We start from the raw sequence: 13272 nt of genomic DNA, 5'->3' as shown, positions 1-13272 counted from the left end.
CGTTCGGCGTCTGAGAACGCCACCGCCGCCGGTGACGCCCGCCATCAGCGCGAGTGCCCGGGCATCACGGGCGGTTCGGGCAAGGTGAGGGCCGAATGGGCCGGTCGCCCCGCTGAGGAGGGGATGGCGGTGAGCTTGCGCAGCCTGTCGTTGCGCTGCTCCAGAGCCTCGGCGGTGGTGGGGAAGAGCGTTGCGCCGCCCTCGCCGACCAGCCCTTGGTTCAGGGTCACGAACGCGCGGGTTCCTTGTTCGTAGGCGGCGAAGCCCGCGGTGTGGTCCCGGCCGGCCAGGGAGTGGGCGAGCATGTACGCGCCGACGAGCGCGAGGCTGGTGCCCTGTCCGGTGAGGAAGGAGGGTGCGTGCGCGGCGTCGCCCACCAGTGCGACCCTGCCGCTGGACCAGCGGGGCATGCGGATCTGGGCGACGGCGTCGAAGAACACGTCGTCCGCGTCGCGCATGGCGGCCAGCATGCCCGGGACCTCCCATCCCGCGTCGGCGAAGACCTCGGCGAGCAGTTTGTGCTGGGCCTCCGGGTTGGGGAAGGCGTCGAACGGCGGTTCCGGGCGGGCGAAGTTCAGGAAGGCGTGCACTCTGCCGTCGTCCCTCGTGGCGTACAGAGCCGCGGCCCGGCCCGGGGTGTTCCACATCACGGTCTCATGGGAGAGCCCGAAGGTGTTGCGCATCGTGAACACGGCGAAGCAGTAGCCGAGGTACCGGTGGAACTGCTCCTCGCGGCCGAACAGCATCTCCCGCGTACGGGAGTGCATGCCCTCCGCGCTGAGCACCATGTCGAACCTGCGGCCGCCGCCCCCGTGGAAGGTGACGTCGACCCCGTCGCCGGACTGGTCGAAGGTCTCGACGGAGTCGTTGAACAGGAACTCCACGTCGTCACGGACCGCGGCGTAGAGCGCCTCGGTCAGGTCGCCGCGCCACACCTCCAGGTCCCGCCCCGCGACGCCGCCGGTGACGTTGTGGGGGTGGATCGAGGCCACCTCGCTGCCGTCCTCGTTCAGGAAGGTGAGCCGCCGCAGGTCGATGTGCGCGTCCTGCAGCCGCGGCAGGATGCCCATCCTCCGGATGACCTCCAGCGCGGTGCCGCGCACGTCGATGGGGTAGCCGCCGGCACGAACCGTGCCCGCCCTCTCCACCACCGTGACGTCGTATCCATAGCGGTTCAGCCAGAACGCGAGCGTGGGGCCGGCGATGCTGGCGCCCGACACCAGGACCGTGCGCCTCGGCGCGATACGGTTATACGTCATTCTTTGACTCCTTTGTCCAGCTTTCGGACGGTCAACAGGGACAGCACCGCGATGGCGCCGCCGATGACGAAGCCGGTGATGAAGGCCGATTCGGTGGGGATGTCCGATCCGGCGGGGATCCCGGCGGTCAGGAAGGCGCCGCCGATCTGCGCGCCCGCGGCGAAGGCGACCACGCGAATCACCAGAAGCAGGCTGGTGGCGGTGCCGGTGTCGCCGTGGCTGACCGCGGTGGCGGTCTTGACGACCACCGCCGTGACGCAGACGCCGCTGGCCAGGGCGACCAGCACCTTGCCGACGACGAGGTGCCAGATCTCCCCGTGGAGGAACACCAGGGCGATCAGCGCCGTGATCATGCAGATGACTCCGACGGTGACCGCGGGACGCGAGCCGAAACGCCGCACCGCGACCCCGGCGACCGGCCCGGCGACCGCCGCCGCCACGGCCCCGGGCAACAGGTAGAAGCCGATGTCGGTGGCGCTGGCGCCGAAGCCGTACCCGTCGCCGGTCACCGCGAGCAGCTGCGGAACGAGATACATCGACAGCGAGGTGCCCAGGCAGACGGCGAAGGTGATCGCGTAGGAGCTCCAGACCGCCGGCTGCGCGAGCAGGCGCAGATCGACCATCGGCGCCCGGGACCGGCGTTCGACGGCGACCCATCCGGCCACGAGGACGCCCAGCAACACGACGAGGGCGCCGAGCGCGATCGGCTGGCTGCCGGCCTCGGGCACGATCGCGAGCACCAGCATAAGTGTCAGCAGGATGCCGCTCATGAGAAGCAGGCCGGGCCAGTCGATCCTGGAGTCCGGCCGGCCCGGCGGGTCGTCCGGCATCAGCCTGTGGAGGAGCAGGGTCGCCACGGCGGTCCCGATCGTCGGGATCGCGAACATCCAGTGCCGGGACAGCCCCTCCGCGATCGGCCCGGCGATCAGCGTGCCCAGCATGCCGCCGGCCAGGAACGACCCGCTGACCACCCCGATGGCCACCGAGGACTCTCCCTCGGAAAGGTACTTGCGCACCAGGATGAACGAGAGCGGCATCGCGCCCAGCATCGCGCCCTGCAGCACCTGACCGGCCAGCAGCACCGGCAGGCTCGGCGCGAGCGAGGACACCAGGCCACCGGCCACCACCACCCCCATCAGCCGGATCATGACCCGTTTCCCGCCGAAACGGTCACCGAGGTTGCCCGTGATGGGCAGGAGGAGGGCACCGGTGATGAGCATCGCGATGCTCAGCAGCGCTCCTTCGGCAGGTGTCAGCGACAGTTCCCGCTGCAACAGCGGCAGCGTCGGCGACACCGCCGACTCCAGGGCGCCGGTGGAGGTGGCCAGCAAGCCGAGAGCCGCGACGGCGGCCTTCCCGATGCGGACCGGGGAAACTTCAGTGGTGCTCATGAACGTCCTCTCCTCGTGGCCGGGCGAGTAGGTCGTCGGCGTACGCGATAGGCGGGGGCCGGTCGTCGATCGTGGCGGCGAGCTTCGTGGAGGGCTCCATCACAGGGCTCCGTCGGCGATCGCCGCGAACGCGGTCAGGGTGGTGGCGCCGGCGGTGAAGCAGTCGCCGCCGGAGGGCGCGTCGTCACGCCGCAGCCGGGTGGGGGGCGGTGCCGTGGCCGACGCCTACGAACAGCTCGCCAGGAAGGGGATCGGTTCGGTCGTGGCCGCCGGCACGACGCGTACGGACGCGTGGCCGGGACTGGTCACGGCCGGCACGACGACCGCTGCCACCAGCACGGCGAGACCTGGGTGCACCTGGCACAGCGCGCCGGCGGCTGCTCCGACGGTGATGAGAGCGACGGAGGCGATCCGACGCCGCCCAGCGGACCCGTACACCGGCGGCTCCAGCCCGGGGCGGCAGCGCGCAGCACCCGGCAGCCCGTCACGAAGGTGAGGGCGAGCATCGGACCGAGCGGGGTCACATGCCGTCGCACAGCGGGTCGTTCAGCCGAGTGCCGGAGCGGCCACCGGAGGATCGCCGCGGCCTGGGGCACGTCGTGTGGAGAGGATCGTCGGTCGGTGACGGCTGTCGACGGGCCATGTCGTTCACATCCCGTTCTATGGCACGTGGTGGGTGGCGTGGTGAGCGGCGAGGACGTCGCCGCCGAAGTCGGTCTCCGGGTCCCGCCATACGGCGTGGGCGTGGTCGGCGCCGCGGTGGACGTTGGTCCACTCGACGAGCAGCCGTGGTCCCTGCAGGCGGTAGTAGTGCGGCTCGCCCGCCGTGGTGGAGCCGGCCCAGGCGAGGCGCACGGCGTCGAGCGCCGCCGGGTCGTCGTAGCGGGGGAGCGGGGACACCCCGTCCGGGACCCGGCCGAGGTAGGTGCCGAGCAGGGCGCGCAGCAGTTCCCGCTGTGCGGTGTCGAGCTCCGCGCCCGGCACGCCCTTGGGCGTCGGAGTGAGGGCCAGCGCCTGCCGGTCCGCACCGTACAGGCCGGTGGCCGGCTGATCGGCACGGTCCGGGGTGTGCCCCCCGCGGCGCCAGAGTTCACGGCGGGTCAGTACGCGGTCGTCGATCCGCGCGCTGTTGCCCGCCACGACGTCGTCCGGGGGGCGCGCCAGCAGCACCGCGCGGGCGGCGAGCTCGGGGTGCAAGGAGCGGACCAGCTCGCGGGCGAGGTCCTCTGCCGCCCCCAGCGGGCGCAGCGTCGCCCCGCCCAGCAGCGGCGACGCGGCAGGGTCGGCGCCCAGGAAGCACGGCGTGGTGGCGGCGACGCGCCCGTCCACCACGAGGTGGTTGAGCGAGACATGGTGGCCGCCGAACCGCCATCCCCAGGGCCGCGGTCCGCCGGGCTCGCCGAAGACGCGCAGGTAGTACATGCCGGGGTCGCGGGTACGTTCCCGCCCCCAGTTCACCGAGAAGCCCTCGACGCGGTCGAGCACGTTCTCCAGGCCGAGCACGGTGGCGACGGTGGTGTACCCGGCTTCGGACAGTCCGCTCGCGACCAGCCGCATCACCAGCCGGTGCTGGGCGGGGCGCTGCTGGTGGAAGGTGAGGCCGCCATGGTCGGTGGGCGTGTAGAACCAGCGGGTGCGTTCGTCCTCGGCGCCGGCGCCCGGTGGCGGCGCGACCGCCATCCTGCGCTGGTCGGCGTCGAGGCTGTCCAGCCAGGCCAGGGCCGCTTCGGCCATCCGGTTCGCGACCTCGCGGCCGGCGTCGGTCATCGCTGTCGCCCGGCGGACCGCGTACGGCTCGAACACCGCCACGGACACGAGGGCGAAGAGCGAACCGGCCGGCGTGACGTGGCCGTACGCCCTCTCCGCGCGTCATGTGCCGACCGGAGCGGGGCGGCAGGGAGGCTGCGACCCGCCCGGCGAGACTCGCGCAGCGTCTGCCGGCGGCGGGCGTGCGTCGCGTCGCTCACGTTGCCGCCACTCCGAGGAACTCGCCGATGTAACCGGCGATCGGTTTCGCGAACTCCATCGCGATCGCGTGGCGCCCATTCTCGATCGAACGCAGCCGGGCGTTCGGAATCCGCTCCTGCATCAGGAGGGCGGCGGAGTAGGGCGCCAGCAGGTCCTCCGTGCCGTGCACGATCAGCGTGGGTGCGGTGATCTCCCCCAGGCGGTCGCGGACCTCGTGCGGCCGGGCGGCGTCGTGGCGGCGGTCGGCCTTGTCGGGGTCACGGTGGGTGAGCGTCTGGGCGGCCCGGTTGTGGAGCTCGGCCTGGCCTTCGGGCGTGACGAAGAAGTCCTTGACCGCCTTCTGCCGGTCGTCGTGGGACATGTCGAACAGTTCCCCGACGTTCCGCGGGCACAGCGCGAAGCTCGGCGTGGTGGCGATCAGGACGAGGGAGGCGACCCGCTCGGGATGCCGGAGCGCGGTGTGCTGTACGACCGCGCCGCCGAAGGAGGTGCCGAGCAGGTGCGCACGCTGGAGCCCCAGCGCATCCAGCAAGGCGGCGAGGTCGTCGGCGAGGTCGCCCATCGTGTACGGGACCGGCGGGTTCACCGTGATCCCCGAGTCGCGTTGATCGTAGGAGATCGCCCGTATGCCTGGGTCGAGGTGCGAGCGGAGCGTGGCGTACTGCGTACGGTCGCTCTCGCCGCCATGGACGAGCACGAGCGGCACGCCGCTGCCGCCATCGTCGATGATTCCGACTTCGAGATCGCCGGCCCGAATGGTCGTGGCCGGCTCGGCCGACTCGTCCGCTACCTGATGCATGGCCATTGCTGGCCCCCTTTGTCGAAGCCTAGATGGACATCCCTCTGAATTGAGAGAACTGTATCAGTTCGGTCCCTGCTTAGGGAGACCCGCATCACACACGATCTGATGTCGAGCCAGGCGTTTACGACGCACTCCTGCCCGGAACGGTACATCCTTGCTGTTCATCGCCGTTATGGTGCGAACTGCCCTGGCGCGGCGGAACCTGACGTGCGGACGCAGCGGCGGAACCTGACGCGCGGACGCAGCGGCGGAACCTGACGCGCGCCCGCCTCCGGCCCGGCGTCAGGAGGTGATCAGCCCGCCCGCGCCCACCCGCGCAACGCGCCGCGGTAGGCCTCGGCCAGCCGAATGACGATCTCCCGGCGGGACAGGCCCGTCTCTCGCAGCAGGTCCTGGATCTCCCGCGGGTCGTACATGATGTTGTTGAGGAACAGGGCGTACTCGAGCATGTCGTCGGGGAGACCGAGGTCGTCGAGCAGCCCCCGCACCGGCCTGGCCCAGGCATCCCGCATGGCGACGATGATCTCGTTCCCGTTGTGCAGCCGCTTCAGGTAACCCTGCCGGGATCGAATCTGCACCAACGCCGGGCCGTACTCGTCGAGCAGGTCCATCCACTTGTCCACGACGGAATCGAACAGCGGTTGCCCTTCCGCCGTCGACGCCGCGCTGAAATCGCGGAGCTCTTCGACGACGCTGAGCACGTAGGCGGCGAGCACGTCGTCCACCGTGGAGTAGTAGCGGTAGGCGGTGGCCGGGCCGATCTCCGCGCGGGACGCGACGGCATGCATGGTGAGCTGGTCGGGTGCTTCCCGGGCAAGCTCGCCGACGGCCTCGAGAAGGCGCCGGCGGTTGCGGCGGGTGTCACTACGCAGCTTGTCCTCCCCACGTCGGGCGCCCTGCCGGCCGGTCACGGGCTACTCCACCCACATCCACGTGCAGGCGAAGGATATCCCTTGTGAGCGACTCGCGTCCGGCCGCCCGGACCTGCGCGGCACGAGGCGCCGCCCGCCCGGCCTCGTCACCATCGTCCGCCCGGCCTCGTCACCATCGTCCGCCCGGCCTCGTCACCATCGTCCGCCCGGCCTCGTCACCATCGTCCGCCCGGCCTCGTCACCATCGTCCGCCCGGCCTCGTCAGCGTCGTCCGCCGCCGAGGTGGCGGACGACGCGGGTCAGCCCGGTCCGCAGATCGTCCTCCGAGGCCGCGAACGAGATCCGGACGTGGCCCTCGCCCGAGGGACCGTACTCGGCCCCGGCCCGAACCATCACCTTCCGCTCGGCGAGCTCGCGGGCGACCACCTCGGAGGGCCGGTCCGCGTCGTAGCGGAGGAACCCGTAGAACGCTCCCTCCGGTGGGACCAGGTGCAGGCCGGGAACGCCGGACAGGTGCGCGACCACGAGCTCGCGACGCTGCCGGTACCTTTCGGCCATGGCGTCCACGACGCTGCCCGGCAGATCGAGCGCTGCGAGTGCCGCGTGCTGGACCGCCGTGTTCAACGAGCCGTTGTGGGTCCGGTGCACGTGGGCGGCCGCGTCCACCACCTCGCGCGGCCCGGTCAGGTACCCGACCCGCCAGCCGGTCATCGCGTACGTCTTGGAGAACGTCTGCACGTACACCGTGCGGTCGCGCAGCGACTCGACCTCCAGCGCCGAGGTCAGCACGTGCCCCGGGTAGACCAGCCGGTGGTACGCCTCATCGCTGACGACCAGGACACCTGAGCCGTCGAGAAGGTCCCCGAGGGCCTTGAGCTCCTGCTCGCGGTGGACGATACCGGTCGGGTTCGCGGGATTCGAGAAGATCACCATCGCGGCCCCGGGGAGGGCCGCGGCCAAGGCGTCGAGGTCCCAGTGCAGGTCCGGGGCGAGCGGAACGAAGTCCACGCTACCCCCGGCCAGCACGACCAGGTCGGCGTAGAGCGAGTAGGCGGGCTCGGGGATGACCACGCGGTCGCCGGGGCCGATCATCGCGAGTACGACGGCCGCCAGCGCGGCGGTGGCGCCGTGGGTGATCAGAATGTCGTCGGCGGTCCAGTTCCGGGCGGGGTGCGCGGGCAATCGCGAGGCGAGCGCGGCGCGCAACTCCGGCAGGCCCTTCTGGTCGGCGTAGTGGGTGTGTCCCGCACGCAGGGCGGCCGCGGCGGCCTCGATCACCGGCGGCGGTGTCGGGAAGTCCGGTTCGCCCATGGCGAGGGAGACGGCGCCCGGCGGGGCCGGGGTCAGGGCCGGGCGCCGCGACTGGCGGCGCAGGTCCCCGATCCGGGAGGCGGCCGGCAGGCCGGCCAACGGGCCGGTCAACGAGCTGGTCAGCGGGTCGGTCGTCGGGCTGGTCCGCGGGCCGGTTGTCGGGTCGGTCGTCGGGCCGGTCAACGAGCTGGTCGTCGGACCGGTCGTCGGGCTGGTCCGCGGGTCGGTCATCGGGACACCGCCGGCCGGCCGGCGCGCGCGGCGAGGATGCGCCGCCGCAGCACCTCCTCCTTCTCGACGATCCCGGAGACCGCGTCCACGACCTCCCGCACGCGGTGGCGGGGGATGACGACGACCCCGTCGGCGTCGCCGACGAGCACGTCACCGGCCGCCACCACCACGCCGCCGACCGCCACCGGTACACCGATGGCCCCGGGTCCGTCCTTGAAAGGTCCCGCGGGGGTGACCGCCCGTGCGTAGACGGTCAAGCCCATCCCCGACAGCGCCCGGACGTCGCGTACGGCGCCGTCGACCACCGCGCCGGTCACCCCGGCGTTCACCATGATCTCGCCGATGAGGTCGCCGACCAGCGCACGGGTCAGGTCTCCGTGCCCGTTGACGACCAGGACGTCGCCCGGCCGGGCTTCGTCGAGCGCCCGGTGGATGGCGAGGTTGTCACCCGACCGCACGTCCACGGTGAGGGCGTTTCCGACCAGCGTGGCGCGCTCGGTGACCAGCCGGATGCCGCCGTCCATGACGGTCATCCGCTGCAGCGCGTCGCCGACGTTGGCGGCCGGCACCTCCCTCAGGCGGTGAGTCTCCTCCGCCACCACGCGATCCCAGCTCGGAGCGATGGACACGCTGTCCGTCGCCGCAGCAATGAACAAGACGATTCTCCAATCTCAAATGAGATAGCTTTATCAGTTGAAGCGATCGTAGCCCCTGCGGTGTCGACCTACAATGCCGCCGCGGCCCGGCCTGCGCGGCTGACCGCTGCAGTGACAGGCTGAGGATTCCGATTCAGAGCCAGATCGCGATGTCGTGGCGGGGGGGTTGGTCCGCTCCCGCGCGTGCCCCTGCCCCGACGCCCCCGATGCCACCTGCTGTTGACGCCGCCCCAGTGCCGGTCGAGCGGATCGCGGCCAGTCACCGGTCAATACGTCGGGACGTCCAACGCGTCCGCGGCCACACGATCACCAATACGTGGTCGATCACGAAGACGGTGACCAGTCTGGCTGCTCTCCTCCTCGTCGACGCCGGTGAACTGGGCCGTTCGCCGCGAACTCGGGCCAGTAGCGGGCCGTTGGTGAGCAGACGAGAACGATCCGGTCGTCATAGAGCCCCGCGCGGGCCAGGCGACGCCATGGTCAGGCGGAGGGCCGAGCATGACACCGACGGCCTCTCGATCATGGCCCACGTCTGGCCCACGAACAGTGAGCGTCAACGAGAACGGGCGGGACTCCGTGAGACTGGAGACCCGCCCGTTTCTATGCCGTTCGCCCTGGTCAGCGGCCGGAACCGCTGACCAGGATCGTGTGCCCCCTGCAGGATTCGAACCTGCGCACCCGGCTCCGGAGGCCGGTGCTCTATCCCCTGAGCTAAGGGGGCTGACGAGTGACAAGGCTATCAGCATCCCGATACCACTCGGCACCGGATAACGCTCCTTGAACACATCCCGCGAAAACCCGGCGTGACCACCCCACTACAGGTTAACTTGACGCCCGTGGGCGAGGTTCTTGGGAAAGTACTGGTCGTGGACGATGACGAGGTCATCCGGCAGCTCATCGCGGTCAACCTGAACCTGGAGGGGTTCGAGGTGACGACCGCCACCGATGGGCAGGATTGCCTTGATCGCGTGCTCGAGGTCATGCCGGACGTCATCACGCTCGACGTGATGATGCCCTGCCTGGACGGATGGACGACGGCGGAGAAGTTGCGCACCGACGAGGCCACCAGGCACATCAAGGTGGTGCTGATCACGGCGCGGGCGCAGGACGACGATCGGGCGCGCGGGCTGGGCATCGGGGTGGACGCCTATCTGACCAAGCCGTTCGATCCGGCGGAGTTGATCCAGGTCGTGCGGGATCTGGCGGCAGGCGTTCAGGGATGAGCTGAACGGGCCGGCGTTCACGGGCGAACGGGCGGCGTGAAGGAGCGTGCGCCCGTGGCGGGCGGCCGGGCGCGTACGCGGTTGTGGGGTATTTTCCGTACGCTGGCGGGCACGGCTTCTCGAAAGGTGGACAACGTGCGCAGCTCGATCTTCGGAAACCTCGACGCCCAGCCGCTGCCCCCCGGCTTCGCCCTCCAGAACGGCAAGATGCTCCGGGTGCAGTTGCCCGAAGTGCTGGCCAAGCAGGGCTCGATGGTCGCCTTCCAGGGAAAGATGGATTTCGACTACGAAGGTTCGGGCGGCCTCGGCAAGCTGTTCAAGAAGGCCATGACGGGCGAGGGCGCGTCGCTGATGCGGGTGCGCGGCGAAGGGCTGCTCTATCTCGCCGACAACGCCGACGACATCCACCTGTTCTACCTGGAGAACGAAGGGCTCACGGTCAACGGGCGCAACCTGCTGGCCTTCCAGCCGCAGTTGTCGTGGGACATCCAGCGCGTTCAGGGCGCGGGTGTCGCGGCGGGCGGGCTGTTCAACACGACGGTCACCGGCACCGGGTGGGTGGCGGTGACGACGCACGGCACGCCGGTGTTGCTCGACGCCGCGCAGATGCCGACGTTCGCCGATGGGCAGTCCGCCGTGTGCTGGAGCACCACCCTGCAGGTGGGGGTGAACCGGACGATGAAGGCGGGGGCGCTGATCGGCCGGGGGAGCGGCGAGGCCATGCAGCTGGCGTTCAACGGGCAGGGGTTCGTGCTGGTGCAGGCCAGTGAAGGCGCTCCCGTGGTGCAGGCTTCCTGACCGGTTCCGGCGCAGGTCGGTGGGGGTGCTCGCCTCGGCCTACTTCCTCCGTAGTAAGGAAGAGACGCTCCTCCCGTCGGATGCTTCGTATACCCCTCCCGGGCATTGTGGAGGTGTGCGGAGACGTCTGTTCCGAAGGGTCGGGTGAGCGCGATGTTGCTGATCGATGTGTACGTTCCCAGGGGAGCTCTGAGCGAGGACGAACGCCAGACGCTGGGGCGCCGGCTCATCGACACGCTGATGGTCGAGGACGACAGCCACGCCATGGAGATCATCGATGCGCAACGTCTGATCACGCAGGTCCTCGTGCACGAGCCGGCCACCTGGGTGCTCGGTCAGCGGCCGACGGCGGATCCCGCGGCTCCGCCGCGCTATCTCGTACGCGTCACCGTCCCGGCGTCGTGGCGCAAGGAGGTGTGCGAGCACATGGTGCAATCCGTCACCGCCGTCCTGGCCGAGATCGAGCGGGAGGCCGGCCGCGATCCCGAACGCGTGCGACGCGAGCCCCACGCGGTGATCCTCGTCGAGGGCATCACCGAGGGCGGCATCGGGATCCACGGGAGGGTCATGGACAGCATGGATCTCACCGAGCTCGTCTCACGCCCGTACCGCGACGGCGCGTCCGAGCGTGAGGCGCCGCCCCAGGTGGACGACAAGCTGATCGACCCGATCTGCGGCATGAGCGTGGATCTCGACACTCCTCTCACCCTCGTTCACCAGGGCACCTTGTACGGCTTCTGCCACGGCCTGTGCCGGAGGGCCTTCGCCGACGAGCACGGTCTGTCGCTCAGCAGGCAACACGGTGACACCCCCTAAGAACGCCGGGTGTGGATGTATCCGACCGCGGCGCCGAGCAGGCACACCCCCCACGCCAGGAAGACCGGGTACGTCCCGGCGAACGCCCAGCTGCCGTCGAGAACATCAGCGCCACCCTCGGGTGCGCACGTGCGGGTGATGCCGAAGGCCAGGCAACTCGTCATCATCGCCCCGTACTGGCCGACGAGCAGCCCGACTGCCAGGGCTGGGACGGCGGCGAGGCCGGTCGGCACGCGCCGGCCGCCGAGCCACGGCACCCATGCGGGCACGATCTGCCCCCATCGGCTGATCAGCCCGAGGGTGAGCAGGCCGCCGGCCACCGGCCCTGCGACCAGCAGCCCCCAGTACACCGGCGAGCCGCGAAGCGCCGCGAGCCCCGCCGCGGAGGGTCCCGCCACGCCGAACGGCACGCCGAGCCCCCACAGCAGGTGCGGTACGGAGAACCCCAGCACCGGCACGCCGGCCGCCGCCCAGGTGGCCGCCCTGGCCCAGCGCGCGGGCCGTACCATCCCGTCGGGGTCGCGGGAGAAGGGGCGGGTGCCGTAGCGCACGGTGGCCAGGGCGAGCAGCACGCCCAGGGTGGTGAGCAGGAGTTGCCGGCCGAGTGCCGGATCATCGAGCTTGCCGAACGCCAGCCGCATGACGAGGTTTCCCGGCGCCACCAGCGCCAGCGCGGCGGCTCCTGCGAAACCCGCGGTCAGCAGGGCTGGCCGGGCATGTGGTCTCATGGCCGACACGCTATGGCCGGCGCGCGTGCGGAGCCTCCCCCTGCGGAGGGAGACGGCGCCGGCCGCGTACGCCTCGCGGAGCGGGCCGCGATCGGCGCGAAGCAGGACTAGGAGCAGGTGGGTACGGGCGCGGTGTTGGCTCCGTTCCACGAGGCCAGGAAGCCGAACGTGGCCGAGGCGCCGGGCGCGAGCGTGCCGTTCCAGCCGACGTCGCGCACGATCACCGACGAGCCACTGGCGCTCAGCGTGCCGTTCCAGATCTGGTTGATCCGCTGCCCGTCGGCGAACGTCCACCGCACCTCCCACCCGTTCATGGGCGCCGTGCCGGTGTTCGTGACGGTGACCTCGCCCTGGAAGCCGCCCTGCCACTGGCCGGCGTTCTTGTACGCGGCCGCGCAGTCACCCGGAGGCGGGTCGGTGGGATCGGGGTCGGGGTCGGCGCCGGCCAGGGCGTCCACCAGCGCCGGATACCACGTGTCGGCCATCTTCTGGTCGCCTGCGGCGTTGGGGTGCACCCCGTCGTAGGTGTCCGTGGCCGTGCTGAACCCCGTCCACTGGTCGACGACCGTGATCGGCGACTGCTCGGTGGTGGTGGCGGCGGCCCAGGAGGGGATGGCGTTGTTGAAGGCCACGGCCCGCTGGGCGCAGTCGGGGCAGCTGGACGGGTTCATCGGGATGATCTTGGCGACGAGGATCTTCATGGCGGGGTTGCTCGCCCGCATCTGGTTCACCAGCGTGGTGAACGCGCCCAGGATCGTCGCCGGAGCGATGTTGCTCCACACGTCGTTCGTGCCGAAGTGCATGAGCACGACGTCGGGCCGGGTCGCGGAGAGCCAGCCGGGCAGCTGGTTCTGGGCGGCGACGTTGGTGGCCAGGAAGCCGCCGTGGCCCTCGTTGTCGCCGTCGTGGGCGACGCCGCAACCCTGGGGCGGGAGGGTGCCGACGAAGTCGATGTTCGTGTGGCCGGCGTTCTGGAGCCTGTTCCAGAGCAGCGCCCGCCAGCAGCCGGGGGAGCCGGTGATCGAGTCGCCCAGGGGCATGATCCTGGTCGCGGCGGCGCCGGCGGGCGCGGTCGTCGCGAATAACACCGCGGCGGCCGCGGCCAGCATCGCCGCCAGCACGGCGCTGATCCTGCGCATCGTCTGCTCTCCCGTCGTCGCCTGCGCAGATGGTAGGAAGCGCCGGTCCGCGGCGGGAAGCAAGCGTGCACGCCCGCC

Annotated in this window: 13 protein-coding genes and 1 tRNA gene; 3 read left to right on the top strand and 11 right to left on the bottom strand. The window is 70.9% G+C overall.

The annotated features are described in order from the left end of the window. Positions 1 to 44 precede the first annotated feature (44 nt). The 9 genes from ABGA98_RS00505 to ABGA98_RS00465 form a co-directional block, all read right to left on the bottom strand. Complete coding sequence (locus ABGA98_RS00505; RefSeq protein WP_347616152.1) at positions 45 to 1259, bottom strand: FAD-dependent monooxygenase; 1215 nt, start codon at positions 1257 to 1259, stop codon at positions 45 to 47. Beyond that, positions 1256 to 2650 carry an MFS transporter gene (locus tag ABGA98_RS00500; protein WP_347616151.1) on the bottom strand — a complete coding sequence of 465 codons (1395 nt, stop codon included), beginning with the start codon at positions 2648 to 2650 and terminating at the stop codon, positions 1256 to 1258. The genes ABGA98_RS00505 and ABGA98_RS00500 overlap by 4 nt, the downstream gene beginning before the upstream one ends. Positions 2651 to 2875: 225 nt before the next feature. Beyond that, entirely contained in the window at positions 2876 to 3088 is a 213-nt protein-coding gene (locus ABGA98_RS00495) for a hypothetical protein (protein WP_347616150.1), read from the bottom strand. A 222-nt stretch (positions 3089 to 3310) separates the two neighbouring features. Next, positions 3311 to 4459: a DUF3500 domain-containing protein gene (locus tag ABGA98_RS00490; RefSeq protein WP_347616149.1), complete on the bottom strand. Its 1149-nt coding sequence runs from the start codon at positions 4457 to 4459 to the stop codon at positions 3311 to 3313. 154 nt (positions 4460 to 4613) lie between these two features. Next, a complete protein-coding gene (locus ABGA98_RS00485; RefSeq protein WP_347616148.1) occupies positions 4614 to 5423 on the bottom strand; it encodes an alpha/beta hydrolase in 810 nt (269 codons plus the stop codon). Between the two features lie 290 nt (positions 5424 to 5713). Then, positions 5714 to 6331: a TetR/AcrR family transcriptional regulator gene (locus tag ABGA98_RS00480; RefSeq protein WP_132630843.1), complete on the bottom strand. Its 618-nt coding sequence runs from the start codon at positions 6329 to 6331 to the stop codon at positions 5714 to 5716. A gap of 222 nt (positions 6332 to 6553) precedes the next feature. Next, on the bottom strand, positions 6554 to 7834 hold the full coding sequence (locus ABGA98_RS00475) for a pyridoxal phosphate-dependent aminotransferase (RefSeq protein WP_347616147.1): 1281 nt from the start codon (positions 7832 to 7834) through the stop codon (positions 6554 to 6556). Continuing rightward, complete coding sequence (locus ABGA98_RS00470) at positions 7831 to 8490, bottom strand: methyltransferase (protein ID WP_347616146.1); 660 nt, start codon at positions 8488 to 8490, stop codon at positions 7831 to 7833. Before ABGA98_RS00470 ends, ABGA98_RS00475 begins: the two co-directional genes overlap by 4 nt. A gap of 649 nt (positions 8491 to 9139) precedes the next feature. After that, a tRNA-Arg gene (locus tag ABGA98_RS00465) sits at positions 9140 to 9211 on the bottom strand. 82 nt (positions 9212 to 9293) lie between these two features. Here ABGA98_RS00465 and ABGA98_RS00460 point away from each other — a divergent pair. From ABGA98_RS00460 to ABGA98_RS00450, 3 genes are all read left to right on the top strand, one after another. Continuing rightward, a complete protein-coding gene (locus tag ABGA98_RS00460; protein WP_347616145.1) occupies positions 9294 to 9713 on the top strand; it encodes a response regulator in 420 nt (139 codons plus the stop codon). 135 nt (positions 9714 to 9848) lie between these two features. Beyond that, entirely contained in the window at positions 9849 to 10511 is a 663-nt protein-coding gene (locus ABGA98_RS00455) for an AIM24 family protein (protein WP_347616144.1), read from the top strand. A 153-nt stretch (positions 10512 to 10664) separates the two neighbouring features. Beyond that, a complete protein-coding gene (locus tag ABGA98_RS00450) occupies positions 10665 to 11327 on the top strand; it encodes a hypothetical protein (RefSeq protein WP_347616143.1) in 663 nt (220 codons plus the stop codon). Here the strand turns inward: ABGA98_RS00450 and ABGA98_RS00445 are convergent. Beyond that, positions 11324 to 12055, bottom strand: coding sequence for a hypothetical protein (locus ABGA98_RS00445; RefSeq protein WP_347616142.1), 732 nt, complete (start codon positions 12053 to 12055; stop codon positions 11324 to 11326). The genes ABGA98_RS00450 and ABGA98_RS00445 overlap by 4 nt on opposite strands. Before the next feature lie 107 nt (positions 12056 to 12162). Beyond that, positions 12163 to 13194, bottom strand: a complete 1032-nt coding sequence (locus ABGA98_RS00440) for a cellulose binding domain-containing protein (protein ID WP_347616141.1) — start codon at positions 13192 to 13194, stop codon at positions 12163 to 12165. Positions 13195 to 13272: the final 78 nt, after the last annotated feature.

The organism is Nonomuraea sp. B1E8, from assembly GCF_039871515.1.
In the GTDB taxonomy this organism is placed as follows: Bacteria; Actinomycetota; Actinomycetes; order Streptosporangiales; family Streptosporangiaceae; genus Nonomuraea.
Note: the sequence above shows the minus strand (reverse complement) of the source record. Positions and strands in the feature narration are given on the sequence as shown.